This window comes from Pseudosulfitobacter pseudonitzschiae (assembly GCF_002222635.1).
Classification (GTDB): Bacteria; Pseudomonadota; Alphaproteobacteria; order Rhodobacterales; family Rhodobacteraceae; genus Pseudosulfitobacter; species Pseudosulfitobacter pseudonitzschiae_A.
Map to the genome: position 1 here is coordinate 446419 of NZ_CP022415.1, position 25279 is coordinate 471697.

Annotated in this window: 28 protein-coding genes; 7 read left to right on the plus strand and 21 right to left on the minus strand. The window is 60.3% G+C overall.

All coding sequences use genetic code 11. The annotated features are described in order from the left end of the window. Nucleotides 1–80 precede the first annotated feature (80 nt). The 4 genes from SULPSESMR1_RS02045 (at nt 81) to SULPSESMR1_RS02060 (ending at nt 3278) form a co-directional block, all read left to right on the plus strand. A complete protein-coding gene (locus SULPSESMR1_RS02045) occupies nt 81–287 on the plus strand; it encodes a hypothetical protein (RefSeq protein ID WP_089419339.1) in 207 nt (68 codons plus the stop codon). Next, nucleotides 253–954, plus strand: coding sequence for a helix-turn-helix transcriptional regulator (locus SULPSESMR1_RS02050; RefSeq protein WP_240311503.1), 702 nt, complete (start codon nt 253–255; stop codon nt 952–954). Before SULPSESMR1_RS02045 ends, SULPSESMR1_RS02050 begins: the two co-directional genes overlap by 35 nt. Nucleotides 955–1053: 99 nt before the next feature. Continuing rightward, complete coding sequence (locus SULPSESMR1_RS02055) at nt 1054–1692, plus strand: acyl-homoserine-lactone synthase (RefSeq protein ID WP_089419341.1); 639 nt, start codon at nt 1054–1056, stop codon at nt 1690–1692. Nucleotides 1693–1742: 50 nt separating this feature from the next. Next, complete coding sequence (locus tag SULPSESMR1_RS02060; protein ID WP_089419342.1) at nt 1743–3278, plus strand: ATP-dependent DNA helicase; 1536 nt, start codon at nt 1743–1745, stop codon at nt 3276–3278. A 3-nt stretch (nt 3279–3281) separates the two neighbouring features. On the opposite strand, the gene SULPSESMR1_RS02065 is transcribed toward SULPSESMR1_RS02060, so the two are convergent. The 13 genes from SULPSESMR1_RS02065 to SULPSESMR1_RS02125 all read right to left on the minus strand — a co-directional run bounded on the left by SULPSESMR1_RS02065 (nt 3282) and on the right by SULPSESMR1_RS02125 (nt 14209). Then, on the minus strand, nt 3282–4043 hold the full coding sequence (locus SULPSESMR1_RS02065; protein ID WP_089419343.1) for a TIGR02186 family protein: 762 nt from the start codon (nt 4041–4043) through the stop codon (nt 3282–3284). After that, nucleotides 4043–4957 (minus strand): sulfite exporter TauE/SafE family protein, encoded by a 915-nt coding sequence (locus tag SULPSESMR1_RS02070; protein WP_089419344.1) that lies wholly within the window; start codon nt 4955–4957, stop codon nt 4043–4045. The genes SULPSESMR1_RS02065 and SULPSESMR1_RS02070 overlap by 1 nt, the downstream gene beginning before the upstream one ends. Nucleotides 4958–5045: 88 nt before the next feature. Continuing rightward, nucleotides 5046–6014, minus strand: coding sequence for an ABC transporter permease (locus SULPSESMR1_RS02075; RefSeq protein WP_089419345.1), 969 nt, complete (start codon nt 6012–6014; stop codon nt 5046–5048). Nucleotides 6015–6018: 4 nt separating this feature from the next. Beyond that, on the minus strand, nt 6019–7149 hold the full coding sequence (locus SULPSESMR1_RS02080; protein WP_089419346.1) for an ABC transporter permease: 1131 nt from the start codon (nt 7147–7149) through the stop codon (nt 6019–6021). Between the two features lie 94 nt (nt 7150–7243). Continuing rightward, a complete protein-coding gene (locus tag SULPSESMR1_RS02085; protein ID WP_089419347.1) occupies nt 7244–8782 on the minus strand; it encodes an ABC transporter ATP-binding protein in 1539 nt (512 codons plus the stop codon). Nucleotides 8783–8857: 75 nt separating this feature from the next. Further along, entirely contained in the window at nt 8858–9853 is a 996-nt protein-coding gene (locus SULPSESMR1_RS02090; RefSeq protein WP_089419348.1) for a BMP family lipoprotein, read from the minus strand. Nucleotides 9854–10044: 191 nt separating this feature from the next. Beyond that, nucleotides 10045–10455, minus strand: a complete 411-nt coding sequence (rimI, locus tag SULPSESMR1_RS02095; protein WP_240311502.1) for a ribosomal protein S18-alanine N-acetyltransferase — start codon at nt 10453–10455, stop codon at nt 10045–10047. Further along, the gene (gene tsaB / locus SULPSESMR1_RS02100; protein WP_089419349.1) at nt 10452–11042 is read right to left on the minus strand and encodes a tRNA (adenosine(37)-N6)-threonylcarbamoyltransferase complex dimerization subunit type 1 TsaB; all 591 of its coding nucleotides are present in this window, start codon (nt 11040–11042) and stop codon (nt 10452–10454) included. Before tsaB ends, rimI begins: the two co-directional genes overlap by 4 nt. 82 nt (nt 11043–11124) lie before the next feature. Then, entirely contained in the window at nt 11125–11688 is a 564-nt protein-coding gene (locus SULPSESMR1_RS02105) for a NifU family protein (RefSeq protein ID WP_089419350.1), read from the minus strand. Between the two features lie 220 nt (nt 11689–11908). After that, nucleotides 11909–12364, minus strand: coding sequence for a universal stress protein (locus SULPSESMR1_RS02110; protein WP_089422080.1), 456 nt, complete (start codon nt 12362–12364; stop codon nt 11909–11911). A gap of 57 nt (nt 12365–12421) precedes the next feature. Then, nucleotides 12422–13021: a 2-hydroxychromene-2-carboxylate isomerase gene (locus tag SULPSESMR1_RS02115; RefSeq protein ID WP_089419351.1), complete on the minus strand. Its 600-nt coding sequence runs from the start codon at nt 13019–13021 to the stop codon at nt 12422–12424. Between the two features lie 4 nt (nt 13022–13025). After that, nucleotides 13026–13889, minus strand: coding sequence for a branched-chain amino acid aminotransferase (locus SULPSESMR1_RS02120; protein WP_089419352.1), 864 nt, complete (start codon nt 13887–13889; stop codon nt 13026–13028). A gap of 68 nt (nt 13890–13957) precedes the next feature. After that, a complete protein-coding gene (locus SULPSESMR1_RS02125) occupies nt 13958–14209 on the minus strand; it encodes a hypothetical protein (protein ID WP_089419353.1) in 252 nt (83 codons plus the stop codon). 160 nt (nt 14210–14369) lie between these two features. Between SULPSESMR1_RS02125 and SULPSESMR1_RS02130 the strand changes: the two genes are divergently transcribed. Both SULPSESMR1_RS02130 and SULPSESMR1_RS02135 read left to right on the plus strand, forming a co-directional pair. Further along, nucleotides 14370–15104 carry a M48 family metallopeptidase gene (locus SULPSESMR1_RS02130; protein WP_089419354.1) on the plus strand — a complete coding sequence of 245 codons (735 nt, stop codon included), beginning with the start codon at nt 14370–14372 and terminating at the stop codon, nt 15102–15104. Between the two features lie 9 nt (nt 15105–15113). After that, nucleotides 15114–15464: a YigZ family protein gene (locus SULPSESMR1_RS02135; protein ID WP_089419355.1), complete on the plus strand. Its 351-nt coding sequence runs from the start codon at nt 15114–15116 to the stop codon at nt 15462–15464. Here the strand turns inward: SULPSESMR1_RS02135 and trhA are convergent. The 4 genes from trhA to rimO all read right to left on the minus strand — a co-directional run bounded on the left by trhA (nt 15461) and on the right by rimO (nt 18433). Continuing rightward, on the minus strand, nt 15461–16087 hold the full coding sequence (trhA, locus tag SULPSESMR1_RS02140; RefSeq protein WP_089419356.1) for a PAQR family membrane homeostasis protein TrhA: 627 nt from the start codon (nt 16085–16087) through the stop codon (nt 15461–15463). The two genes, SULPSESMR1_RS02135 and trhA, sit on opposite strands and share 4 nt — an antisense overlap. A 62-nt stretch (nt 16088–16149) precedes the next feature. Beyond that, nucleotides 16150–16548 carry a thiol-disulfide oxidoreductase DCC family protein gene (locus SULPSESMR1_RS02145; protein ID WP_089422081.1) on the minus strand — a complete coding sequence of 133 codons (399 nt, stop codon included), beginning with the start codon at nt 16546–16548 and terminating at the stop codon, nt 16150–16152. Nucleotides 16549–16602: 54 nt separating this feature from the next. Further along, the gene (locus tag SULPSESMR1_RS02150; protein WP_240311501.1) at nt 16603–16965 is read right to left on the minus strand and encodes a hypothetical protein; all 363 of its coding nucleotides are present in this window, start codon (nt 16963–16965) and stop codon (nt 16603–16605) included. 94 nt (nt 16966–17059) lie between these two features. Beyond that, nucleotides 17060–18433 carry a 30S ribosomal protein S12 methylthiotransferase RimO gene (gene rimO / locus SULPSESMR1_RS02155; protein ID WP_089419357.1) on the minus strand — a complete coding sequence of 458 codons (1374 nt, stop codon included), beginning with the start codon at nt 18431–18433 and terminating at the stop codon, nt 17060–17062. A gap of 106 nt (nt 18434–18539) precedes the next feature. Here rimO and SULPSESMR1_RS02160 point away from each other — a divergent pair, with 106 nt between their 5' ends. After that, the gene (locus SULPSESMR1_RS02160; RefSeq protein WP_089419358.1) at nt 18540–20483 is read left to right on the plus strand and encodes an AsmA family protein; all 1944 of its coding nucleotides are present in this window, start codon (nt 18540–18542) and stop codon (nt 20481–20483) included. A gap of 114 nt (nt 20484–20597) precedes the next feature. Here the strand turns inward: SULPSESMR1_RS02160 and kdsA are convergent, their stop codons facing one another. From kdsA to SULPSESMR1_RS02180, 4 genes are all read right to left on the minus strand, one after another. Continuing rightward, entirely contained in the window at nt 20598–21431 is an 834-nt protein-coding gene (gene kdsA, locus SULPSESMR1_RS02165) for a 3-deoxy-8-phosphooctulonate synthase (RefSeq protein ID WP_089419359.1), read from the minus strand. Further along, the gene (locus SULPSESMR1_RS02170) at nt 21428–23218 is read right to left on the minus strand and encodes a capsule biosynthesis protein (RefSeq protein WP_089419360.1); all 1791 of its coding nucleotides are present in this window, start codon (nt 23216–23218) and stop codon (nt 21428–21430) included. The genes kdsA and SULPSESMR1_RS02170 overlap by 4 nt, the downstream gene beginning before the upstream one ends. Further along, complete coding sequence (locus SULPSESMR1_RS02175) at nt 23196–23855, minus strand: ABC transporter ATP-binding protein (protein ID WP_089419361.1); 660 nt, start codon at nt 23853–23855, stop codon at nt 23196–23198. Before SULPSESMR1_RS02175 ends, SULPSESMR1_RS02170 begins: the two co-directional genes overlap by 23 nt. Before the next feature lie 318 nt (nt 23856–24173). After that, nucleotides 24174–25103: a cation diffusion facilitator family transporter gene (locus SULPSESMR1_RS02180; protein ID WP_089419362.1), complete on the minus strand. Its 930-nt coding sequence runs from the start codon at nt 25101–25103 to the stop codon at nt 24174–24176. Nucleotides 25104–25279 lie beyond the last annotated feature (176 nt).

The window sequence follows — 25279 nt, forward strand, 5'->3', positions numbered from 1 at the left end:
AATACGCGAATTTCTTAAGAGTTTTGGCTCATGCTATAGTTGAATTAACCAAGCGTTAACCAACTAGGGGTGAACCTACCATGAAGAGTGATTGGATTTTGGATGTTCTGACGGATCTCAGGACCTTTGCCCGCGCAAATGGATTGCCCGCTTTAGCTGAACAGCTGGACGATACTGCAATCGTTGCAATGGCCGAGATCGCCGAAAGAGCGGAACTGGCAACGGGCGGGCATGATGACGCTGAATGCGCAAATGGAAGCTATACTGGAGAAGCTGGAGCGATCTGACACGCTGGCAGTTCTTCAGAGTGTCATCGAAGAATTTCGCGCATTATTCGCGATCAATCACATGATCTATCACTGGGTCGACAGCGCCGGGGATCAGTACGGCTGTGGCACCTATTCCGATAGCTGGCGCGAACGCTATGTCGAGCAAAACTACCTGCGCATTGATCCGGTCGTGATCGGTTGCTACCAGCGTTTTCACCCCGTCGACTGGAAGCGGCTGGATTGGTCCAGCAAGGCCGCGCGCGTCTTTCAGACTGAAGCGATTGAATACGGGGTCGGCAATCAGGGGTTTACCGTACCGATCCGTGGGCCCAACGGCCAGTTTGCGCTGTTCACCGTATCGCACACCTGTGACGATGCGACTTGGGCGACGTTTACCGAAACGTACCGGCGTTCCTTGATCCTGATTGGTCATGCTTTCAACCAAAAGGCGCTGGAGTTCGAACCAGACCGCCAGCCCGAACAGGCCCGTGGCTTGTCCCCGCGCGAGGTGGATTCCATGACCCTGCTGGCGATGGGCTATAGCCGCGCACAGGTCGCTGAAACCCTGTCAATTTCAGAGCATACGCTGCGGGTTTATATCGAAAGCGCGCGGTTCAAGCTGGGGGCAATGAACACCACCCACGCCGTCGCCCGCGCCATGAGCAGAGGTTTGATCGTGGTATAGTGTTGCGCATCCGCCCGCAGCACCGCACGCCCGCTACTGCCCACGTTAACACTGCCGCCGCTACCCCTGAGATCTCACAGACCTCAGGGGAGCCGCACCATGCTACGCTACATCTATGGCCACGATCTTCAGACATTTCCCGAATTGCGCGATGGCATGTTCCGCGACCGTGCCGACCAGTTCAAAACGCGGCTGGGCTGGGAGGTCAGCGTGGACGACACTGGTGCCGAGCGCGACGCATATGACGGGATGAACCCGCTCTATGTGATCTGGGAAGAACCTGACGGCAGCCACGGAGGTTCCATGCGCTTTTTGCCCACAACGGGACAGGTGATGGTCAACGACCACTTTGGTCAACTGACCGGCGGCGTGCCTATCGCCAGCCCGCGCATCTGGGAATGCACACGGTTTTGTCTGTCACGCGGCGCAGGCAGCCATGTCGCCGCAGCCCTCATGCTGGGGGGCGGCGAGATCATGGAAAACTTTGAAGTAGACCATTTTGTCGGAGTTTTCGATGCGCGTATGGTACGCATTTATCGCATGATCGGCTCATCTCCCGAAGTTCTGGGCAGTCAGGGGCAGGGCCGCGATCAGATCAGCGTGGGATTGTGGCAGTTCGACCCTACCGCCAAGGCCGCAGTCGCGGAGCGTGCGGGCGTCACGCCACAGCTTTCGCGCCAGTGGTTCGACCGTTCCTTTGGCGTATCGCGCACACAAAATCTGGCACACACCGGTTAAAGCACGGGTTCCCTCTGGTCCCCGTCGCAGCCCCGCTTTAGGGTTGCGCCATGATAGACACGGCCCTTACATATTCCGACGATCAGGCCGTGGCCTATGACGCAGTCACCGAAATGTTGCGGGGCGCGGGCATTGATCTGGATGAACAGCTTCTGACGCCGCCAAAATCTTCGGCCAGCGCGGTTATGGCTGTGACGGGCAAGGCCGGATCAGGCAAGACGTTGCTACTTGCGCAGCTTTACAAAGCGCTGGAGCAAGCAGGGGTTGAGGTTGTTTCGGGCGATTATGAATCGCGCAAACGCAAGGAAAAGCGCACGCTTGCAATCCTTGCGCCGACCAACAAAGCGGCCAGCGTTCTGCGTCTGCGCGGGGTGCCGGCCACAACGATCCACCGCATCCTGTATACGCCGGTTTACGACCCTGAATACGAACGCATCGCCGAATGGCTGGCGGGCAATGGCGAACGTCCCGACATTGCCGACCTGACAGAAATGGCGCTGGACCGTGCAGCGGCATTTTATGCCAATAACAAATCCATCCCCGGCGCATTGGCCGCCGCTGGCCTGCGCGGTAGCGATTTCATCACCGGCTGGAAACGCCGGGAAGAGCCGCTGGACATCGGGTTTATCGACGAATCTTCGATGCTGGACGACAAACAGTTCGGCGACCTCAAGGAGATTTTCCCGACGCTGTTGCTGTTTGGTGATCCGGCCCAGTTGGCACCTGTTGGTCAGTCCGGCACGATGGTCTTTGAAAAACTGCCTGCGCCACAGGTGATGAACCTTAGCCGCGTCCACCGTCAGGCTGCCGATAACCCGATCCTTGATCTGGCCCACGCGCTGGCCGACCCCGCGCTTGAGTTCCACCATTTCGAGAAGATGGTCGAAGAGGCCTCCAAGCGCGACGAACGTGTCGTTTGGGGCCAGCGGGTCGAGGTGGATCTGATGTCACGCAGCCCGGTTCTGGTCTGGCGTAACGCCACCCGCATCCGGCTGATCAATGCCTTTCGCACGGTCTATGGCGCACCCGAAGACGCATTGATCGAAGGCGAGCCGCTGATTTGCGACGGGATCGAGCTGCCGCTGAAACACCGCAAAAAGCGGTTGGACCTCGAAGCACGCGGCCTGATCAAAGGCGCGCAGGTGGTGTTTCTGGGGGCAGGGCGCAAGCCGGGGTTTTCGCGTCTGCACGTCATGGGCGCAGAAGATCCGCAGATTTCCGCAGCGTCGATCGTCAAGATTGAAAAGCCGGACGAGGAAGAGCCGTTCATCCCCTTTGCGGCAGGTATGGGGGCGGTATTTCTGCATGGCGCAGCCGTAACCATTCACAAGGCACAAGGCAGCCAGTGGGACACGGTGCAGGTGTTCACACCCGACCTGTTTGTCGCCGCCCGCATGGGCCGCGTCGAGGCGGGGCAACCATTGTGGAAACGTCTGGCCTATGTGGCGATCACCCGTGCGCAGAACCGACTGATCTGGGTGGTGCGCAACCGTCTGTCAAAACCGACCGAGCCGTTGCGCGTGGACGATTTAAGAGCCCTTCCAGCCGCTCCGCTGAATCTGGCCGAGCCCGAAGCGTTCTTGTAGAAGTTAGCGCCGTAACAGTGCAAACCCCGCCGATGCGCCCCAACCGGCAGCAATGGCGATGGCAATCGACATCAACCCGTACAGCAGCGGTTGATTGCGAGACAGGGCGTGCAGCCACCGCTCCAACCCCACTTTGCGCACATCGATGGTCGTCTGGTACTGCGATACCACTGTCCCGTCACGGGTCAGGAAAATGCGGGTGACATAGCCACCTTCGGTCAGCGCTGCGGGCAGCTGGATCGAAGTGCGGAACAGTGTTTGCTGGTCCACGGCCACTTTTTCCTCAAGCAGTTGATAGAGGTCGGACCCGGTTCGGATACGGATCAGCGCGTTGGTGAAAGAAGCCGAATCCTGAATGGTCATCGGCGCCCCCACCGAGCGGATCGCACGGGGCACCGAGATGCGGTAGCGCAGATCTTCGACGTTGGTCAGAACCTCGCGCAGCGGTCCGCTTGAGGCGACGGCATAGTAGCTGGGCGCGCGGTCCACATCGACAGCATCAGTGTTGACCCAGATGCCAAAGCGACGCTCTTTGCGGCGCACGGTTACGGGCAGCGACGGTCCTGCCACAGTAATCACAACCTCTAGCGGTGGACCGTCGGGGATCGGCTCTTCGCGGCGGACCGCGCCAAAAATCAGAATTTCCGAGCCGTCAAAGCTGGCGGTGATAGCAACTTCGTTCTGGGACAGGCCCAGCACGACCTGTTCCGCCATTGCGGGCAGGGCGGTGAACAGCGTCAGGATGGCTAATATACGGGCCAGCATCACTGTGCCCTCGTGGCGGCGATGGAATACAACTCGGATGGCATCAACAGCAGTTCAAGCGCCAGCTTGCCACAGACGACCATGACCAACAGTGCCAGTAACACGCGCAATTGCTCTGCCTTCATCCGCATGCCGATATTGGTGCCGATCTGCGCACCGATGACGCCACCGACCAACAGCAGGACAGCTAGAACCACATCCACGGTATAGTTGGTGGTGGCGTGCAACATGGTGGTAAAGCCAGCGACAAAGATGATCTGGAACAACGAAGTTCCAATCACCACTTTGGTCGGCATCCCGAGGATGTAGATCATTGCAGGCACCATGATAAACCCGCCGCCCACGCCCATGATCGCGGCTAACACACCAACCAGAAGTCCAACCAGCAGCGGCGGGATCACCGATATATACAGACCCGAAACGCGAAACCGCATCTTGAAGGGCATCTTGTGGACCAGCCCGTGCTTTTTGCGCTGTGGCTTCTTGCCGGATTTGGACCGGCGGAGCGCGGACAGGCTTTCGACAAACATCAACGAGCCGATGATACCCAAAAACAGCACATAGCAAAGACGCACCATCAGATCGACCTGACCGATCGCACGCAGATAGTTGAACACGGCCACACCAGCGGCGGCCCCGATCAACCCGCCGATCAGCAGGACAGTGCCCATCCTCAGATCAACTGTGCGACGTCGGAAATGCGCCAGAACACCAGAGAAAGACGAGGCAACGATCTGGTTCGCGCCGGTGGCCACAGCCACCGCAGGGGGGATGCCGATAAAAAACAGCAGTGGCGTCATCAGAAACCCGCCGCCTACACCGAACATGCCGGACAGAATGCCCACCAGCCCGCCCAGCCCCAACAGCAAGAAGGCATTTATCGAAACTTCTGCGATGGGTAGGTATACTTGCATGTCTATACTTAGGCCTTGCCGAGGGGCGAAAGCAATATGCTACACCGCAGCATCGGATATCAGGACCGATAAGTCATGCGATCTGGACCTATCGTTCTTTGACATAGGGTTCGCCCCCCGCGCGGGGTGGTGTGGCGCGACCAACAAAACCCGCCAGAATAATCACCGTCATGATATAGGGCAGTGCGCCCAACAACTGGCCCTGAACTCGCAGTCCGGTCAGAGCTGTGATCACATCGGGCCGCGTTTCCAAGGCTCCGAAAAGGCCGAACAACAAGGTCGCGTAAAGCGCGTACCAAGGCCGCCACTTGGCAAAGATCAGCGCCGCCAGCGCGATATAACCACGGCCTGCGGACATATCCTTGACAAAACCTGCCTGCAGAGCCGTGGACAAATAGGCCCCTGCGATGCCACACAGCACGCCGCAAATCGCAATGGCGGCGTAGCGCAGCCCGACCACTGAGACGCCGGCAGTGTCCACAGCAGCAGGGTTTTCCCCCACCGCCCGCAAACGCAGGCCAAAGCGTGTGCGAAACAGCACGAACCATGTCAGCGGCACGGCGGCAAAGGCCATGTAGACCAGTATGGAATGGCCCGAGATCAACTCGGCATAGATCGGGCCAAGAACCGGCACGTCGGCCAGAGCCTCGGCAAAGGGCAGGGTGATCGGCGTGAACCGCCCGCCGCCGATCAGCGACGGGGTGCGCCCGCCCTGCTGGAACCAGCTTTGCGCGATCAGCACGGTCAGACCCGCCGCCAGAAAATTGATGGCCACGCCGGAAATCAACTGGTTGCCGCGAAAGGTGATTGCGGCAACGCCGTGCAGTGCGCTGAGCATGAGCGACGCGGCGATGCCCGCCAGCAACCCCAACCAGACCGACCCCGTGACCGCAGCGACAGCGGCAGAAAAGAAGGCGGCGGCCAGCATCTTGCCTTCAAGGCCGATGTCGAAAATTCCTGCGCGTTCGCTGAACAGGCCCGCAAGGCAGGCCAGCAGCAACGGTGTCGCCAGACGCACGGTGCTGTCCAGCAGCTGGATCAAGGTCAGGAAATCCATAAGATTACTCCGCCGGCTCTACGGGTTTGCGTTCAGGCTTGGGCGCGCGGGCGCGGCGGATGGCAAGAAACATCCGCTCCAGTGGCATCCGCACCATATTGTCCAGCGCGCCGGTGAACAGGATCACCAGTGCCTGAATGACCACGATCAACTCGCGGGGGATCGACGTCCACAACGCCAGTTCGGCACCGCCCTGATAGAGAAACCCGAACAGGATCGCGGCGATAAACACGCCAAAGGGGTGGCTTCGGCCCATCAGTGCCACGGCGATGCCGATGAAACCGGCACCTTCGACGGCGTTCAGCACCAGGCGCTCGGCCTCGCCCATCACATTGTTGATCGCCATTAGTCCGGCCAACCCGCCAGAGATGATCATAGTGACCATTGTGATTTTGAACGGCGAAATGCCCGCATATTTGGCGGCACTTTCCGACTGCCCGTAAGCGCGCAGTTCAAAACCCAAACGCGTGCGCCAGATCAGAACCCAGACCAGAACGCAGGCCAGAACTGCCACCAGCAGGGTTATGTTGGCAGGGGCCGCCTTCGAGAAGCTGATGCCAAAGGGGGCCAGAACCTCGTGCAGCGTTGGCAATTGGGTGGTTTCGGGGAAACGGGCGGTGGCGGGGTCCATGCTGCCGCGCGGGCGCAGGACGTTCACTAGGATGTAATTCAGCAGCGAGGCTGCGATAAAGTTAAACATGATCGTGGTGATCACGATGTGGCTGCCGCGCTTGGCCTGCAAATAGGCCGGAATCGCGGCCCAGATCGCGCCGAAAATACCAGCCATGACAATCGCGCCCAGCAGCGCCAGCGACCAATGTGGCCAAGGGATGAAAAGACAGGCCAGCGCGACGCCCAAACCGCCCAAAGCCGCCTGACCCTCGCCGCCGATGTTGAACAGCCGCGCGTGAAAGGCGACGGCGACGGCAAGGCCGGTAAACATGAAATTGGTGGCGTAGTAGAGCGTATAACCCCAGCCATAAGTCGACCCGAGTGCGCCCGAGACCATCAGTTTAACAGCGGCGATCGGGTCTTCTCCGATAGCAAGGATCACCAGCGCGGAAATGATCGCGGCAAGGATCAGCGAAATCAAAGGTACAAGGGTTACCTCGGCCCATTTTGGCATCACATCCATCGGGCGGCTCCTGTGTGGCGGGCGGGGCGGTGGGGGCGCTGCCCCCGTCCCTGCGGGACTCCCCTGAGATATTTACAGCCAGAAGAAAGCACGGTCATAGCGGAACCTCCATTCCGGCCATCAACATCCCCAGTTCTTTTTCGTCGGTTTGGTCGGGCAGGCGTTCGCCCATGATGTGACCGTCGAACATCACCGCGATGCGGTCGGACAGTGAAAAGATTTCTTCAAGCTCGACCGAGACCAGCAGGATCGCCTTGCCTTGATCGCGCAGGGCGACGATCTGTTGATGGATGAATTCGATGGCGCCGATGTCAACGCCGCGCGTGGGTTGGCCCACCAGCAAAAGGTCGGGGTTGCGTTCGATTTCGCGAGCGAGGACGATTTTTTGCTGGTTGCCGCCCGAGAAGTTCTTGGCGGCCAATTTCGGATTGGGCGGCCGAACGTCAAAGCGTTCCATCTTGGCTTCCGTGTCAGCGCGGATGGCGGCGTTGTTCATCAACGGGCCCGATTGATAGGCCGGATCGCGGTGATAGCCAAAGGCGGTGTTTTCCCACGCGTGAAAACCCAAGATCAGACCCTCGCGCTGGCGGTCTTCGGGAACGTGTGCGATGCCGCGTGCACGGCGCGACTGGCCGTCGGCATGTTTGCCGCTGAGTTCGATGGGATCGCCGTTCAGCAACACGGTGCCGGTGCCGTGGGCATAGCCACCCAGCAGTGCCAGCAATTCGGACTGGCCGTTGCCCGCCACACCCGCGATGCCCACGATCTCGCCCGCGCGCACTTGCAGGTCGATGCCCTTGAGCCGCTCGACGCCCGCCTCGTCGGTCACATGCAGGTTCTTGATATCCAACACGACCTTGCCGGGGGTTGCGGGGGCCTTGTCGACGCGCAGCAGCACTTTGCGGCCCACCATCAGCTCGGCCAGATGCTCGGGCGAGGTTTCGGCGGTCTTTACCGTGGCGGTCATTTCGCCGCGACGCATGACGCTGACGGTGTCGGTGATATCCATGATCTCGCGCAGCTTGTGGGTGATCAGGACGATGGTTTTACCCTCTTCGCGCAGCCGTCCCAGAATGCGAAACAGCTGGTCGGCCTCGGCGGGGGTCAGCACGCCGGTGGGTTCGTCGAGAATAAGGATGTCGGCCCGGCGATACAGCGCCTTTAGGATTTCGACGCGCTGCTGCATGCCGACACCCAGATCTTCGATCACCGCGTCGGGGTTCACATTCAGCCCATATTCCTGTTCGAGCCCCAGCAGTTCCTTGCGGGCCTTGCCCAGCGAGGTGTTGAGCGACCATCCGTCTTCGACACCCAGAATAATATTTTCAAGCACGGTGAAGTTTTCGACCAGCTTGAAGTGCTGGAACACCATGCCGATGCCAGCCGAAATCGCTGCCTGACTGTCGGGAATATCGGTTTTGGCGCCGCTAATGAAAACCTCGCCTGCATCGGCTTTGTAAAAGCCGTAGAGGATGCTCATCAAGGTGGATTTGCCTGCGCCGTTCTCGCCGATGATCCCGTGGATTGTGCCGGGCATTACACGGATGGAAATGTCCTTGTTGGCCTGCACGGGGCCAAAGGCTTTGGAAATGCCTTTGAGTTCAATCGCGGGGGCAACGGTGGTGGCAGGCATGGCTGGCGAACCCTTTATCTTGCGAAAGGGCCGCGCCAGTTTGAATGGCGCGGCCCCTTTTGCTGTGTGATGCGATCAGAACGTCAGTGCGGGGCAGCTGTCGTCCGAGGCGTAATCATGCACTTTGATGTCGCCTGCCGCGATCGACGCGGCCGCTGCGTCGACTTCGGTTTGCATGGCTTCGGTCACCAGATCGGCATTGTTTTCATCCATCGCATAGCCGACGCCGCCGTTGGCCAGATCCAGAACCTGAACCCCGCCTTCCAGCGATTCGCCTGCTGACATCGATTCGTACACGGCAACATCAACGCGTTTGAGCATCGAGGTCAGAACCTTGCCAGGGTGCAGGTGGTTCTGGTTGCTGTCCACGCCGATCGACAGGATGCCTTCGTCGGCGGCGGTTTGCAGAACGCCAACGCCTGTGCCGCCTGCTGCGGCATAGACCACATCAGCGCCCTGGCTGATCTGTGCCTTGGTCAACTCGGATCCTTTTACGGGGTCGTTCCATGCGGCAGGTGTGGTGCCGGTCATGTTGGCGACGATTGTCGCATCAGGGTTCACGGCTTTGACGCCTTGGGCGTAACCGCAGGCGAATTTGCGGATCAATGGGATGTCCATGCCGCCGATAAAGCCGACAGTGCCGGTTTTCGACGCTTGCGCCGCCATCATGCCGACCAGATAGGAACCTTCGTGCTCGGTAAAGCCGATGACCTTGACGTTGGGCGCGTCCACCCAGCCGTCGATGGTAACGAAGGTGGTGTCGGGATAGTCAGGCGCCACAACTTCCAGTGCGCTGGAAAAGGCAAAGCCGGTGGTGATGACCGGATCGGCCCCTGATTCTGCAAAGCGGCGCAGAGCCTGTTCGCGCTGGGCTTCGGACTGCATTTCGATTTCGCGGAACGTCCCGCCGGTTTCTTCGGACCAGCGCTGCGCACCGGCAAAGGCGGCTTCGTTAAAGGATTTGTCGAATTTGCCGCCAAGATCGTAGATCAGTGCTGGTTCGGCAAAGGCGGCACCGGCTGTCAGAGTCAGTCCGGCTGCGGCGCCCAGAAATTTTTGCATTAGGGTCATGTGGTATCTCCCAGTTTTCGTGTTTGGAGCCTGCCGCCCGATGGGGCAGTGGGGCCCGACGCCCGTGCATTTCTGTGTGCAAAACAGGCAGATCAAATTGATCAGATGCAAATAAGGCCGCACCACTGGGGCGGGGTCAACCGCTTTTTCTACGCAGGGGGGTGGAATCGCGACGCTTACCTTGGGTGAGGTTAACCAAGCGACGCGCGCATAAGCACTGCATCCACGGCAGGAGCGTTCGCACGCGGGTAATACGCGGCGCGAAGCCCCGCCTGCCCAAAGCCGCACGCTGTGTAGAGAGCAAGGGCAGGGGCATTGTCGGCAGCCACTTCAAGAAATGCTTCAGAGGCAGTTGGGCGCACGCGATCCATCCACTGCACCATTAGCACGCGCCCGATTCCTTGGCCTTGATGGTCGGGATGGACGGCAATGGTCAGCAATTCGGCCTCGCCTGCAACCTCGCGTACAAGGGCAAAGCCCTGCGGTTGGCTGCTTGCAAAGACGTGCGGATTGTCCAGGAGGGCGGCAAATTCATCAGCCGACCACGGTCGGGCCGAAGTGAAGGCGGCGGCGTGGATGTGCGCCATGTGCAGCGGAGTCATGGGCTGTCCGGCGGCAGGATCACAGGCGGCACATCGCGACCGGGGGCTGCGTCTGCGGGCCGCAGATAGTAAGGCGCGGGTGGCGGTGCCACCTGCGGAAACCGTTCAGCGGCAAGTGTTACGATGGCAGCGGCAAGGTCGGCAGGGGCCGGTTGCGAAGGCAGGGTGGTCCCATCGGCCTCGAGTGATGCGCGAGTGACCAGTGTCGGCGCACCCGTCTGCATTACATAGACCAATTCGCGCGGGGCGGGAACGCAGACAGGCTCTGTTTGCAGATCGCGGCGCTGTTCGAATCCGGTGACGCCATAGGCAGGCACATCCAGGCCCAGCGCCAGACCGCGCGCGGCGGACACGCCGATGCGGATGCCGGTGAAATTGCCGGGGCCAACGCCGACACCCAACGCATCCAGATCACGCCACACCAGATCGTGACGAGCCAAAAGCTCTTGCAGCAGACCCATCAGGCGCTCGGCCTGTCCGCGTGTCATCTCTTCGGCGATCGCCTCGACCACTGCGCCATCCACCCACAGCGCGGCGGCACACCACGCCCCCGAGGTGTCAAAGCCAAGGATCACAGGGGTGCTCATGGCCGGGCTCTTTGCAGTGTACAAACGCGCAGGGCGCCGCAATCGCAGCGCCCATCGGAACTTGGGGTGTCAGGCACAGATTTCAGACCGCTACGGGGCGAACTTCGGTGACTTCGGGGATGTAGTGGCGCAGCAGGTTTTCGATACCCATTTTCAGCGTCAGCGTGGACGACGGGCAGCCAGCGCAGGCGCCCTGCATGTGCAGATAGACCACGCCGCGGTCGAAACCGTGAAATGTGATGTCGCCGCCGTCCTGAGCAACAGCAGGGCGCACGCGGCTGTCCAGCAGTTCCTTGATCTGGCCGACGATTGCACCGTCTTCACCGCTGTGTTCGGCGTGGCCGGATGCGGGGGCGTGACCTTCGACCATCACGGCATCACCGGACTGGTAATGCTCCATGATCGCACCCAGAACGCCGGGCTTCATGTGGTCCCACTCGGTTGCATCGTCCTTGGTCACGGTCACGAAATCGGTGCCAAAGAATACACCCGTCACGCCCGATACGGCAAAAATGCGCTGGGCCAGAGGTGACTTGGTGGCGGCGTCCGCTGTGGGGAAATCGGCTGTACCCATCTCCAGAACAGTCTGACCGGGCAGAAACTTCAATGTCGCGGGGTTCGGCGTCGATTCGGTTTGGATGAACATGGCAAGCGCTCCTCATGGGCTGTTGTCTCTGATATGCGGATCAAACGCCCGCAAGTCAAGGTTTGGAACGGTTCTAAACTGTGTCACCTTTGCGGCACCCCGGCCCGCCCGCGCCTTTTCCGGGTCATTCCGGCGGGAGTCCGCTCCTTCGGTCTGGGCTGAAAATTGACCGTTTAGAGGCCGGACATTGCGGCAACTGCCGCGCGCAAATGCGACCGGTTTACGTGATCGCTTCCAGCTTTTCCTTGCTCAGATCACCCGGAACGATGGTGACCGGAATGGGCAGAGAGGCCGCGTTGCGCGACAGCTGTGTGACCAGCGGGCCGGGGCCCTTGTTGTCGGTGCCAGCGCCCAGCACCAGAATACCAATCTCGGGGTCTTCGGTGATCTGGGCGATGATTTCCTCGGCGGCATGACCATTGCGGATAACCAGTTCGGGGTTAACGCCCTGTTTGTCGCGCATCCATTTGGCGAAAACCTCGAAATGTGCCTCTATCCGCTCGCGGGCCTCTTGGCGCATGATGTCACCGACGCCGATCCAGTGGTTAAACTCGTCAGGTGGGATCACCGACAGCACTGCCACGCCGCCGCCGGTTTTGGCCGCACGCATGGCGGCAAAGCGCATAGCGTTCAGACATTCGCGGCTGTCATCCAGCACGACCAGAAATTTGCGCATCACGTCCTCCCTTTTCTGCAACAGCATGGCCCAAGGGACGGCACCACGCAATGTTCATCAGTCATCTCGGGTCGCCTCTGCCAGTGCTATGGCCATGCGATCGTGGCCCCAGAACAATTCGTCGCCTACGGTAAAGCTGGGCGCGCCAAAGATGCCGCGCGCAATGGCGTCTTCGGTCAGGTCGCGTAAGGCTTGTTTGGTCTCGGCTGTGCCTGCGTTTTCGATAATGCTTGCCGCGTCCTGCCCAAGGGCTTCCAGCACTGGGCCGATTACCTCGGCTTGGCCGATGTCCAGATCTTCGGCAAAGTTGGCGGAAAAGACCGCGCGGACAAAATCCCCGATCCAGCCCGCATCGGCGTTGGCCGCACAAATCCGCGCCGCCAGCATGCTGCCGCGCGGGAATGTTGAGGGCTTTTGCAAGGGCAGGCCAGCCGCCTCGCAGATGCGGTCCAAGTCGCGCCACATATAGGCACCCTTGACCGGATAAAGGTTGAACGGCGAATCCGTCATGCCCTGCGCACCAAAGACCGGCCCCAACAGGAATGGCCGCCAGACCAGCGGCACGCCGTGCGCGGCACAAGCGGCTTCGATCTGCATGGCGGCGGGATAGCTGTAAGTGCTGGCAAATTCGAACCAGAATTCCACAGGTTTGGTCATGCTGTTACCTTTCGGATGCGGCCCAGTCCCAATACAATTGCCGCGCTCGTCGTGTGATTGGCCCGATCTGGTACTGGGTGTCGTCAAAGGCGGTGACTGGGGTGACCTTCATCATATTGCCGCTCAGGAACACCTCGTCGGCGTCGTGAAAATCATCAAAACCCAGAACTGTCTCGTGTACGGTCACGCCATCCGCACGCAGGTTGCTGATGTGGCGCGCCCGCGTGATACCTGACAGGAAGGTGCCATTGGGCACCGGCGTGAACACCTCGCCGTCGCGCACCATGAACACGTTGGCGGTCGCGGTCTCTGCCACATTGCCCAAAGCATCTGCCACCAGTGCGTTGCCAAAACCCTTGGATTTGGCTTCGGCCAGCATCCGCGCATTGTTGGGGTAAAGACATCCCGCTTTGGCGTTCACAACTGCGTCTTCCAGCACTGGACGGCGGAATCGGGTACGTGTCAGCGTGGTTGATGCCTCGGGGGCGGCCATTGGCACCTTCTCCAGTGAAATGGCAAAGCCGGTGCCCTCGGGCATTGGCACGATACCAGAGGCATCCCCGTTGATGGCCCAATACATCGGGCGGATGTAAACAGGCTCGGACGGGTCGTAAGCCTTCAGCCCTTCGTGAACGGCGGCGACCATATCTTCGGTGCTGACAGTGGGCGTGATCATCAGCGCGTGGGCCGAGCGGTTCGCGCGCGTGCAATGGGCGGCCAGATCGGGGGTATACCCCTCAAAGAACCGCGCCCCGTCGAAAACAGTGCTGCCCAGCCATGACCCGTGGTCGGCTGCCTTCATGACCGGCACATCGCCGTCATGCCAGCTGCCTTCAAAAAATGTTCTGATATCGGTTCCAATGGGCATCTGACGCTCTCCTGAATTTGGCCGGACGTTATCAGGATGGGCCGGAGCGTCCAGCATCAATGGCGTATTTATGTGGTGCCGTCGCTGTCGCGCTCGCGGATGGCATAGACCCCTTCGGGCAGGTCCAGTGCGGCAGACATATCGCGCACCTGCGCATGGCTGAGGGTGATTTTCATGACCTGATCGGTGCGCGGGTCGAATTGTTCGACCGTCACGCATTCGGTAAAGGTGTTGACGATCACATCTTCTTGCAACGGCGCGCCGCCATCGTCCACCAAGGTGATCACGGTCGAGTCGAATTCGTGCTCAATTGTAAACATAGCCCAAGCCTACCCGCGCAGGCCGGACATGCAAGCGGTGATCCGCATCCAATGATCAGACCCCCGTGATCGGCCCGTAACGGGGCTGGAAGCGGGCCGAGGACATGTTAAGTTAGGCAGCAACGATTGCGGCGCTTCAAACGCCACTCAAGCTAAGGGAATGAAACGTATGCTCAAGAAACTGGTGCAGGTTCTGCTGCCGCTGGCCATGTTGGCCGCCTGCGACGTGCCGACAGTATCTGGCCCTGCGCCGCAGACAACGGCGCAAAACGTGCGTGCGGCGTCGTTTGATGAGTTGCGCAATTCGGATCAGGCCGAGCGCGCCTTTGTGCAGGTCGTGCAACGGTTGGAGCCGGTAGCCGAACGTGAATGTCGCAACCGCACGACAGGCGTGAACTGCGATTTCCGCATCGTTGTCGACGACCGCCCGAACCAGCCTGCCAACGCCTATCAGACCTTGGACAAATCCAACCGTCCGGTGATTTTCTTTACGCTCAAGCTGATACAGGAAGCCTATAACGCCGATGAGATCGCATTTGTCATGGGCCACGAGTCAGCGCACCACATCGCGGGTCACATCGCACGGCAACGCCAGAACGCGGTGGCCGGTGCGGTGATTTTTGCAGGGCTGGCCACGCTGACCGGCGGCGATGCGGGGGCTGTGGAATCGGCGCAACGCCTGGGCGAACAAGTGGGCGCGCGCAGCTATTCCAAGGAATTCGAGCTTGAGGCAGACGCGCTGGGCACGGTCATCACGTACCGCGCGGGCTATGATCCGTTGCGCGGCGCCGAATTCTTTCGCCGCATCCCCGATCCGGGTAACCGGTTTCTGGGCACCCATCCGCCCAATACCGCACGTATGGAGATTGTGCGCCGCACTGCGGCGGCATTGTAACCTGCCCCCGTGAGGCAACTGGGGCAAATCCTGACCGACCGAGGATCGAAATATGCGGTCTCTGGCGTGCCTGTGAAGAACCGTGCCGAGATTGACGCGGCGCTGAAGCAACTCAAGCGGGACAAGGCCTACGCCAAGGCGACGCACAACACATGGGCGGCGATCCTGACCGAAGGTGGCCCGACCAAAGGCGACGACGGCGAGGCCGGCGCAGGTATGGTGATTGTGCGGATGCTGGAGCGTGAAGAACTGACCGATCACCTGATCGTGGTGACACGCTGGTATGGCGGCAAACATCTCGGCGGCGACCGGTTTCGCCATGTGCAGACATGCGTTCGGTCCTATCTGGACGCGCTTTAAACGCTCAGTGCAATGGCCGCAAAGAAACACGCCGAGGCGACAACGACAAACACATGCCACAGTGCCATCTGAAACCGGAATTCCCGCATGGCAAAGAACACCGCCCCCGCAGAATACGTCAGGCCTCCGGCTGCGACCAATGTCATTGCCGCACCGCTCAGGCTGGACCACATCGGCCAGATCAACAGTACGCTGGCCCAGCCCAACGCCAGATACAACGCCAGCGAACCGCGTCCGTCCGTGGCCCAGAACGACAGCTTGGCGATTGCCCCGCCCAAGGCCACCAGCCAGACAAAGGCCAGCACAATATATCCGGTGACAGACCCCAGAACAAAGACCAGCGGCGTGTAAGTGCCCGCAATCTTTAGATAGATCGCCGCATGATCCACCCGTGCCAATATCGGGCGCGACCGGTCCCACGGCAGCAAGTGATAGCTGGCAGAAGCGGCAAAGGCAAAAACCAGAACCGCCAGATAAATGCCGACAGATGCGACTGTTGTGACAGGTGCATGAGGTATGATCTGGCCCAGCAGGATCGCCGCACCAACCACCGATCCGGTCAATCCGATGACATGCACCGACCCGTCGGCAAGCGTTTCTGTAAGAGATCTTGGATAAGCCATAGGATCAAATTAACCTGTTCCGACCCGTAGGCTATGGAAAATTTGACGAAATCCGGTTGACGTTACAGCACCTTTGCTGCCCTGCGCCCGCGTGCCAGATGCCAGCGGTACAAGACCGGTGCCAGCACCCAGTCGTACAGCCATGCCGCGACTGGCAGCACCACCGGCAACGACACAATCCGTGCCAGCCAGCGAAAGCGTGGCATGTCCTGCCACAGCAACACAAATGCGGGGATGCCGGAATACACTTGACCGTTCTTGCGCACATGCAACCGTCGCGCCGCCGCATCCGCAGTGACACCCCATGACGCCAGCGCATCGCTGTTCAGGTCATCAAAACGGATCGGCAGCCCGTTGTTGCGGCTGTAACCAGCATAGTGGTCAATTTCAAAGCGGCACACAGGACACTCGGCGTTGTACAAAACGCGGGTGTCGTCATCAGGGGGGGTGGTCTGGTACATAGCGTAAAGATAGGACGCAACCACGCACTGCGAAAGGTGTCAAAGACGCGCACCTCAGCGTGGCTTGTTCCCGTCGATCCAGCGTGACATCAACTGTTTGTCCTTGAAACATTCGCGCGGCACATCCTGCCGTTTGATCCGCGCAATCCGCTCGGCAAAGGCGACCTGCTTGCCCGAGGGATAATTGCTGAACTTGCCCTCGACCGGCTTGACCCTATGCGCGTCAATCCAGGCAGAAAGCGCCCGCCGGTCCCGCTGCACGGCTTGCGGCAAATCCTTGCCCGTCCGCTTGGCAATTGCCATCGCGTAAGCCACCTGCTTGTCGGTCGCAGGCTCTGGCACATTCAGCGGTAGGTCGGTTTGAACCGGAACAAACAGTCCGGGCAGGGCGGGTTCCATAACAGATGCGTGGGCCATGACGGCGTTCCTTTGTTCCTGTTAAGAACAAAATAGAACAAAGGCGGAACATTTTCAAGGGGGGCGCGATTTTGCCCCCTTCACATGGCCGCGATTACACCAACCGGCCCCACAAATCATACTCGCCCGCCTCGTCCACCTCGACGGTGACGATCTGGCCGGGGGTCAACGCTTCAAAGCCTTCGTCGATGAACAGGTTGCCATCGATCTCGGGCGCATCGGCCTTGGTGCGGCAGGTGGCGGCCTCGGCGTCGACCTCGTCCACGATCACGTCGATGCGGGTGCCAACTTTGGCCTCCAGCTTGGCCTCGGAAATCGCCTGTGCCTTCTCCATGAACCGGTCCCAGCGGTCTTGTTTGACCTCGGCGGGCACATGGTCAGGCAGGGCGTTGGACCGCGCGCCATCGACGTTTTCGTATTGAAAACAACCTACACGGTCCAGTTGCGCCTCGTCCATCCAGTCCAGCAGAGTCTGGAACTCGGCCTCGGTTTCGCCAGGGTAGCCCACGATAAAGGTCGAGCGTAAAACGATGTCGGGGCAGATGTCGCGCCACTCAGCGATCCGGTCCAGTGTGGCCTCGGCGGCGGCAGGGCGGGCCATGCGTTTCAACGTGTCGGGGTGCGCGTGTTGGAACGGGACGTCCAGATAGGGCAGAACCAGACCATCGGCCATCAGGGGGATCATCTCGCGCACATGCGGATAGGGGTAAACGTAATGCAGCCGTACCCAAGCGCCCAGTGATCCCAGATCGCGCGCCAGCGTGGTGATTGGCTGTTCGGTCAGGCCACGACGCACCTCGCGGTCCCAATCGGTGCCATAGGCCGACGTGTCCTGCGAAATCACCAACAGCTCCTGCACGCCCGCCTCGACCAGCTTTTCAGCCTCGCGCAGTACGGCCTTGTGCGGGCGGCTGGCCAGACGGCCGCGCATGTCCGGAATGATGCAGAACTTGCACTTGTGGTTGCAGCCTTCGGAAATCTTCAGATAGCTGTAATGGCGCGGGGTCAGGCTGACGCCGCTGGCGGGCAGCAGATCGACAAAGGGATCGGGCGAGGGCGGCACAGCGGCATGAACCGCGTCCAGCACCTGTTCGTATTGATGCGGGCCGGTCACAGCCAGAACCTTAGGGTGCGCGCCGGTGATATACTCGGGCTCAGCACCCAGACAGCCGGTCACAATCACCCGCCCGTTTTCGGACAGCGCCTCGCCAATGGCCTCAAGGCTTTCTGCCTTGGCACTGTCCAGAAACCCGCAGGTGTTCACAATTACCGCATCCGCGCCGGAATAGTCTGGCGAAATACCATATCCTTCGGCCCGCAGGCGCGTCAGGATACGCTCGGAATCAACAAGTGCTTTGGGACAGCCCAGGCTGACCATGCCGATAGACGGCTGGCCGGGGCGCGTTTTGCCATCCAGCCGTGCGGCGGGGGCGATGTCGGGGCGCAGATCGGGTGGGTTTGTGCTCATGACCGCTCCTTTAGTGCAACCGGCACGCGGCGGAAAGGGTTCTTGATTGAGAATGGGCGACGAGACGCGTAGCAATTGGACATGAAGTGGCAAAAGGAATTTTAGCATGAAATGGATCGGGCGTCTGATCGGATTGATCGTTTTGATCGTGATTGTGGCTGGTGTATCGCTGCTTTTCCTGCCCGCCGACCGGATCGCGCGCATCGCCGCCGACCAGATCCGCAACGCCACCGGGCGCGACGTGACCATCTCGGGCGATGTGTCGCTGTCGATCTGGCCGGTGCTGGGGGCCTCTGTCGGCAATATCGAAATCGGCAACGCTACGTGGTCCGAACAAGGGCCGATGCTGACGGCACAAAATGCCGCCATCGGTGTCGATGCTGCGGCCTTGCTGTCGGGAGAAATCCGCATCACCAACATCGCCGCGACTAGCCCTACGATCCGGCTGGAACAGCGCAAGGACGGGCGCGCCAGCTGGCAGTTCACCGATGCGTCGGGGGCCGCGACGATTGAAACGCAGACCTCGCCGGATACGGCCCCGCGCCCGTTTTCGATCGGGAAAATGAACATCACCGATGCCACGCTGATCTATGACGCCGAAGGCGCTGATCTGGTGCAATACCGAGGCGTCGATCTGGCGCTGGACTGGCCCGAACGCGCAGGTGCTGCCGACATTCGCGCCACGCTGCGCCCTGCGGGGATGGCGGTGAACGTCAATGCCACCATAGGGACCTTTGCGGGGTTCATCACGGGGCAGGTTCAGCCCGTTACGCTGACACTGAACGCGGGCAAAGGCACGGTCTCGCTGAACGGACGCGCCAGCACAGCGGGCGAGGTGGCAGGCAAGCTGGCACTGGATCTGCCCGACACCAGCGCGTTCCTTCAGGCGCTGGGCGTGGGGGCTGCGGACCTGCCACAAGGGCTGGGCCGCAGCATCGACATGACGTCGGACATCACCCTGACCAAAGACCGCCGCCTGTCGTTGCGCAGTCTGGTGGCCAATCTGGGGGGGAACACGCTGACAGGGGCGGCGGATATTTCGCTGAACGGCACCCCCGATGTGAACGCCCAACTGAACGCCGGTGCGCTGGACCTGACGGGCGTGACCGGCAGTGGTGAAGGCGGCTCGGGCGGCGGGACATCCTCCGAGGTCGCGAGCGGCTGGTCCAAGGATTCAATCGACGCGTCCGGCCTGGCCGCCTTTAACGGCGAAATTGCCCTGACTGCGGATTCAGTCGATCTGGGCAGCTTCAAACTGGGGGCCACGCGCGCGCTGCTGACCAACGACAACTCCCGCGCCGTCTTTGACCTGCGTCAGGTGGATGCCTACGAAGGCACCGTCACCGGACAGTTCGTCATGAACAACCGCGGCGGCCTGTCGGTGGGCGGTAAGCTCTTTGCCAATGCCATCTCGATGCAACCGCTTCTTGGCGATGCGCTGGACGTGACCCGCCTGACAGGGGGAGCAAATGCCGAACTGAACTTTCTGGCCTCGGGCAATTCGGTCCACGCAATCATGAATTCGCTGTCGGGCTCGGGAGCCATCGCCATCGGCAAGGGCACCATTCAGGGTATCGATCTGGACAGGCTGATGCGCTCGGGCGCAACAGGCAGCGGCACGACCGTCTTCGATAGCCTTGGTGCAACCTTTGACATGAACGCGGGCAATATCCGCAACGACGATCTGTTGCTCAGCCTTGCCAGCTATCAGGCGCGGGGCAAGGGGCGCATCGGACTGGGGCAGCAGGACATGGACTATACCTTTACGCCCATCGCGCTGAATGCCAACGAAGGCAACGGCATTGCAATCCCCGTGCGCATCACTGGCCCGTGGTCGGACCTGCGCATCATCCCCGACATCGAGGCCGCGATCGACCTGAACCTTGGTGCGAAAAAAGAAGAGCTGAAAGACGCCGCCGAAGACAAGCTGAAAGCGGCAGTCCAAGAGAAACTTGGCGTTAAGGCCGAAGACGGCCAAAGCCTGGAGGATGCGGCCAAAACCAAAGCCAAAGAGAAAATCGCCAAGGAATTGCTGAAGATATTTGAATAAGTCCGGCTTCTTTTGGCCTTAAACATCCCCGCCAGAGGCATAGAATCTTTCTGGTCCTCCAGAAGAACTTGATGCCTTCGGCGAGGATATTTTCCGCCAAGAGAATGATGGATGCTACAGCGTGACCGGATTGGCCTTGGCCACGGCATCCAGTTGCATCAACACGTCAATCAGCTGGGGCATATCGTTCAGATAGATCATGTTCGGTCCGTCGCTGGGCGCGTTGTCAGGATCATCGTGGGTCTCGATGAACACCGCACCAACACCCAGCGCCACAGCTGCGCGTGCCATTACGGGGGCGAATTCGCGCTGCCCGCCACTTGACCCGCCATGGCCACCCGGTTGTTGCACCGAATGGGTGGCGTCCATCACAACCGGATAGCCGGTCTGCGCCATCTGCGGCAGGCTGCGCATATCGGCAACCAGCGCGTTGTAGCCGAATGTGGTGCCACGTTCGGTCAGCAGGATGCGCTTGTTGCCCGTGCTTTCGATCTTGGTCACGATATTGGGCATTTCCCAAGGTGCCAGAAACTGGCCCTTTTTGACGTTGATCGCAGCGCCGGTGTTGCCTGCGGCCAGCAGCATGTCGGTCTGGCGGCACAGAAAGGCCGGAATTTGCAGGATGTCGGCCACTTCGGCGGCGATTGCGCACTGGCTTTCGGAATGGACATCGGTCAGCACCGGCACGCCAATGGCCTTGCCCACCGATTGCAGGGCCTTCAGCCCGGCGTCGATGCCCATGCCGCGCACACCCGACAAGGACGTGCGATTGGCCTTGTCATAGGACGCTTTGAAGACGTATTGCGCGCCCACGGCATCGCAGGCCTCTTTCATCTTGCCCGCGATCATCTGGGCGTGATCAACGCTTTCCAGTTGGCAGGGGCCTGCGATCAGGGTTAGCGGAAGATCGTTGCCAATGGTCAGATCAGCGACTTTTACATGGGTCATGAGGTTACCTGTTCCCGAAGAATTGACGCGGTGAGCGAGATCATCAGGTAGATGCCAGCGAAAATCAGGAATGCCAAGACTGTGTTCTCGAACTTGCGTGGATAGCTGGCCTCTTGGCTGGCCACAGGGTTCACGGCCACTGTCAGATAGCGGACCTGTCGCGAGGCTTCGACGCGGCTTTGCTCCATCTGTTGCAGTGCCGATTGCAGCATCATGTCGCGGCTGGCAAGGTCGGCTTGGGCCAGTTGCAGGTTAACGGCCATCTGCGCCAAGGAATTTTCGCCCTCTGAGGCGTCGTTCATACGCTGGTTTAGTTTGGTCAGTTGATCGTTCAGGCGTCGCATATCGCCCTTGACGCCGTCAACTTTGGCTTGGTTGGGGCGGGCGTTGTCTTCGAGTGCAGCCAGCTCCAGCTCTTTTTCCAGCAGTAGTGTTTCGTAGTTGGTGATCTGGGTGCGCAGGGCGGCAATCACGGCCTCCGGATCCAGCGTGCTGCTTTCCACCTGCAGCTTGACCAGAGCCTCTTGGGCCGCCCGCCGCTCGGCTTCGGCTTTTTCGAACCCTTCGCGGGCGTCTTTCATCTGGTCTTCGCGCTTTTGCTGGCTAAGGTTGTTAACCCGCTGTTCGGCATAGCTGATCAGGCGTCGCGCAAATTCGGCCGAAACTTCCGGTTCGGCTGCCACAACTTCCAGACGGATCATGCCTTCGGTCGGATCATAGCCGATTTTCACGTTTTTCTTAAAGACCTTATAGGCTTCTTCATTGGTCGGATCGGTGGTCAGGCGCTGGATCGGGTCGATCCACTCCTGAGTAAAATGTGCCTTGAACCCCAGATCGTCATCCAGCCGCAGCATCGCGTCCTTGGATTGAAGATAGCCTTGGGTTGCGATGGCATCCGAGTTGGTGGCGAATTGTGTGGGCAACAGTCCGCCCAGAGGGCCCGCACCGCCACTGCCTTCGTTCTGGATGATCAAAAAGTCGGCTTTGGTCGCGTACATCGGTGTGGCAATCTGGTAGAAGTACCAGCCCGCCAGAAAGGTCGGCAGCGCCACAAAGAACGCTAGGCGCACCAGCAGCAGGCCCAGCTTTTTGCGCCGCCGTTTGCCGATATCGCGCTGGATTTCCGAGATTTCGCGCACCCGCTGCTCGGCCGGGCTGAGGTCTGTCGAGGGCAGCCTGGTGCGCCCTGCAGGAACGGTTTGCGGCAACTGGTTGCGGTTCTGGTCGGTGCGCGCGGGCAGGTTCTCAAATCCGTCCGGTTCTCCGGGTTGGCGACCGCCATCGCTGGGCACCACCAGTTCCAGCATATTCGAGCGCTGGAACGGGTCGATGCCCTTTGCGCGCAACAGGCGCACAGCGTCGAAATCGGATGTGGGGGCAAGCCCGTGCTTTTGTGCCACGCGTCGCGCCATGCGCAGTTGGCGACCTGTCAGACCCTCGTGGCGGATCGCGTCAATGTCGTTCTCGCCAGCGACTTCGCGGGCAGAGGACACTTCGCCCTGACGGGTGGGCGTTTGCTCGGGTTGTGGTGTTTCGGGGGGCGCTGTTTCGGGCTGCTGCGGGCGCGGGTGCTGGGACTGGTCCGTTGGCTGCGCAGGCGCGGGGCGCTCTGTCGGAACAGAGGGGCGGGGCGCCGATGTCGGGGGTGCGACAGAAATCGGACGCGTCGTCGATGCCGCGGGTTCGCGCACAGGGCGCAGCGGCGCGGATGCGCTCTCAGCGGTGCCACTCAACTGCGGCGTTGCCCGCTTGATGCGGAACTTTCTAGCCTTGGGTTTGGTAGTCATAAAGCCTTTTCGCCTCTTCCAGCGTATCGAACATATGCAATTGTCCATCCAGCAGCACGGCGGCGGAACGGGCGAACTTTTCAAGCGTCTGTGCCTGATGCGACACGATGATAATGGTCGTGGTGCGTAGCCGCTCTTGCAGGATCTCGCCCGCCTTGCGGTTAAACTCGACGTCCGTGGACCCCGGCATACCTTCGTCAATCAGATAGATGTCAAAGTCCAGTGCCAGCATCAGCGCAAACGAAAACCGTCCGCGCATACCTGACGAATAGGTGCCCAGCGGCTGGTCGAAATATTCGCCCAGATTGCACAGCCAGCGGCAAAAGCTTTCGACATAATCGGGATCAAGCCCGTAGAGCCGCGCGATATAGCGCGCGTTCTCCATGGCCGAAACCTTTAGTACAACGCCGCCCATGAAACCCAGCGGAAACGAGATGTTGCAGTCGCGGCGGATCTCGCCTTCGTCGGGCTTTTCCAGCCCTGCCATCATGTTGATCAACGTAGTTTTGCCCGTGCCGTTAGGGGCAAGAATGCCTAGCGACGTGCCCAGTTCGACGCGAAACGAGACGCGGTCAAGGATCACCTTGCGGTGACTGCCTGTCCAAAAGGACTTGCTGACATTTTCAAACTCTAGCATCGCCTGCTCCGGTCACGTTGCTCAGGTAAGAGAACGTCCCCAATTTGGTCACATCCATCCCTCATTATCAGAGGGTTGCAGACGGTTTAACCACAGATATTGGCCACATTATGTCGCGTTTCATAACAAAAGTATACTTCTAGCGTGCATTGTGCGCCTTCAAGCAACGTGTAAGTTGATGTAAACTTGCGCAATGTGCGCACGCGCTGGCTTAAAGCGGGGGTTTGGGGCACCCGCAGCCTGTTTGACCGTCGCGGCAGAGGTCTGGTTCTGCCGCGACGGTCAGGCGCTGCCCTTGGTACCTGTGTCAGTGCTGCCTTAACCGTGCCCGATCCGGGCGTTGTCCTCGCAGACTGTGTCAGAGGTTTCGACCTCCAGCGTGCTGTGCCCGATGTCGAACCCCGCCAGCACATCGCGTACCACCGTGCGGGTTACATCCGGCGTGGCACCTGCCTCCAGCACCAGATGCGCATCCAGTGCAGGATCGTTCTCGCCCATCATCCACAGGTGTACGTGATGCACCGACGCCACGCCGGGGGCGGCCTCGATGGCGTCAATCACCGCATTTGTGTCCAGTCCCGGAGGGCTGCCCAGCATCAGAATACGCACCACGCCGGGCATTTCGCTGAATGATTGCCACAGGATATAACCTGCGATCAGCAGCGTGACCAACGGATCAACCCATGACCAGCCGAACAGCAAGATCACCGTGCCCGCGATAATCACCGCAACCGATCCCAGCGCATCGGCCACATTGTGCAGGAACGCCGCGCGCATGTTCACGCTGCCCGCCTGCATCCGCCAGACCAGCGCCGCCGTGACCAGATCGACCAGCAATGCAAAGCCTGCCACCGCCACGATAATCCAGCCCGCCACTTCTGTCGGTTCAAAGAACCGCAGCACAGCCTCGTAGACCAGATAAAAGCCGATGATGATCAGCGTGGTATAGTTGATCAACGCGGCAACCACTTCGATCCGGTCATAGCCGAAGGTCATCCGCGCATCCGCAGGCCGTCGCGCAATCTTGCGCGCACCAAAGGCGATGATCAGCGCAATCGCATCCGAAAGGTTGTGCAGTGCATCCGCAATCAGTGACAGACTGCCCGCAACGATTCCGCCGATGATCTGCGCCATCGTCAGCAGCAGGTTGACCGCGATGGCACCTGCCACCCGCGCGTCGCCCGCATTCGGGTCGATGTGGTGATGATGGCCGCCGCTGCCGTGGGCGTGGCTGTGATCATGGGGCATTGGAATTTTCCTGTACGCTTGAAGATAGAGGGGGACAAGCCCGACAAGGGGCGGGCTTTGGCGGTTTATGTAAGGTGGGGCCGTTGGTTCAGACAGCAGCCTGCCAGAGTACACCGGCCAGCATCGCGCCAGAAATGGCAAAGCACGGATGGGCCGCAAAAGGCCCGCGCGGCTCC

Bases quoted from the DNA above. Each gene is read 5' to 3' on its own strand.
- SULPSESMR1_RS02045 (WP_089419339.1), top strand. From the start codon at position 81: ATGAAGAGTGATTGGATTTTGGATGTTCTGACGGATCTCAGGACCTTT.
- SULPSESMR1_RS02050 (WP_240311503.1), top strand. From the start codon at position 253: ATGGAAGCTATACTGGAGAAGCTGGAGCGATCTGACACGCTGGCAGTT.
- SULPSESMR1_RS02055 (WP_089419341.1), top strand. From the start codon at position 1,054: ATGCTACGCTACATCTATGGCCACGATCTTCAGACATTTCCCGAATTG.
- SULPSESMR1_RS02060 (WP_089419342.1), top strand. From the start codon at position 1,743: ATGATAGACACGGCCCTTACATATTCCGACGATCAGGCCGTGGCCTAT.
- SULPSESMR1_RS02065 (WP_089419343.1), bottom strand. From the start codon at position 4,043: ATGCTGGCCCGTATATTAGCCATCCTGACGCTGTTCACCGCCCTGCCC.
- SULPSESMR1_RS02070 (WP_089419344.1), bottom strand. From the start codon at position 4,957: ATGCAAGTATACCTACCCATCGCAGAAGTTTCGATAAATGCCTTCTTG.
- SULPSESMR1_RS02075 (WP_089419345.1), bottom strand. From the start codon at position 6,014: ATGGATTTCCTGACCTTGATCCAGCTGCTGGACAGCACCGTGCGTCTG.
- SULPSESMR1_RS02080 (WP_089419346.1), bottom strand. From the start codon at position 7,149: ATGGATGTGATGCCAAAATGGGCCGAGGTAACCCTTGTACCTTTGATT.
- SULPSESMR1_RS02085 (WP_089419347.1), bottom strand. From the start codon at position 8,782: ATGCCTGCCACCACCGTTGCCCCCGCGATTGAACTCAAAGGCATTTCC.
- SULPSESMR1_RS02090 (WP_089419348.1), bottom strand. From the start codon at position 9,853: ATGACCCTAATGCAAAAATTTCTGGGCGCCGCAGCCGGACTGACTCTG.
- rimI (WP_240311502.1), bottom strand. From the start codon at position 10,455: ATGACTCCGCTGCACATGGCGCACATCCACGCCGCCGCCTTCACTTCG.
- tsaB (WP_089419349.1), bottom strand. From the start codon at position 11,042: ATGAGCACCCCTGTGATCCTTGGCTTTGACACCTCGGGGGCGTGGTGT.
- SULPSESMR1_RS02105 (WP_089419350.1), bottom strand. From the start codon at position 11,688: ATGTTCATCCAAACCGAATCGACGCCGAACCCCGCGACATTGAAGTTT.
- SULPSESMR1_RS02110 (WP_089422080.1), bottom strand. From the start codon at position 12,364: ATGCGCAAATTTCTGGTCGTGCTGGATGACAGCCGCGAATGTCTGAAC.
- SULPSESMR1_RS02115 (WP_089419351.1), bottom strand. From the start codon at position 13,021: ATGACCAAACCTGTGGAATTCTGGTTCGAATTTGCCAGCACTTACAGC.
- SULPSESMR1_RS02120 (WP_089419352.1), bottom strand. From the start codon at position 13,889: ATGCCCATTGGAACCGATATCAGAACATTTTTTGAAGGCAGCTGGCAT.
- SULPSESMR1_RS02125 (WP_089419353.1), bottom strand. From the start codon at position 14,209: ATGTTTACAATTGAGCACGAATTCGACTCGACCGTGATCACCTTGGTG.
- SULPSESMR1_RS02130 (WP_089419354.1), top strand. From the start codon at position 14,370: ATGAAACGTATGCTCAAGAAACTGGTGCAGGTTCTGCTGCCGCTGGCC.
- trhA (WP_089419356.1), bottom strand. From the start codon at position 16,087: ATGGCTTATCCAAGATCTCTTACAGAAACGCTTGCCGACGGGTCGGTG.
- SULPSESMR1_RS02145 (WP_089422081.1), bottom strand. From the start codon at position 16,548: ATGTACCAGACCACCCCCCCTGATGACGACACCCGCGTTTTGTACAAC.
- SULPSESMR1_RS02150 (WP_240311501.1), bottom strand. From the start codon at position 16,965: ATGGCCCACGCATCTGTTATGGAACCCGCCCTGCCCGGACTGTTTGTT.
- rimO (WP_089419357.1), bottom strand. From the start codon at position 18,433: ATGAGCACAAACCCACCCGATCTGCGCCCCGACATCGCCCCCGCCGCA.
- SULPSESMR1_RS02160 (WP_089419358.1), top strand. From the start codon at position 18,540: ATGAAATGGATCGGGCGTCTGATCGGATTGATCGTTTTGATCGTGATT.
- kdsA (WP_089419359.1), bottom strand. From the start codon at position 21,431: ATGACCCATGTAAAAGTCGCTGATCTGACCATTGGCAACGATCTTCCG.
- SULPSESMR1_RS02170 (WP_089419360.1), bottom strand. From the start codon at position 23,218: ATGACTACCAAACCCAAGGCTAGAAAGTTCCGCATCAAGCGGGCAACG.
- SULPSESMR1_RS02175 (WP_089419361.1), bottom strand. From the start codon at position 23,855: ATGCTAGAGTTTGAAAATGTCAGCAAGTCCTTTTGGACAGGCAGTCAC.
- SULPSESMR1_RS02180 (WP_089419362.1), bottom strand. From the start codon at position 25,103: ATGCCCCATGATCACAGCCACGCCCACGGCAGCGGCGGCCATCATCAC.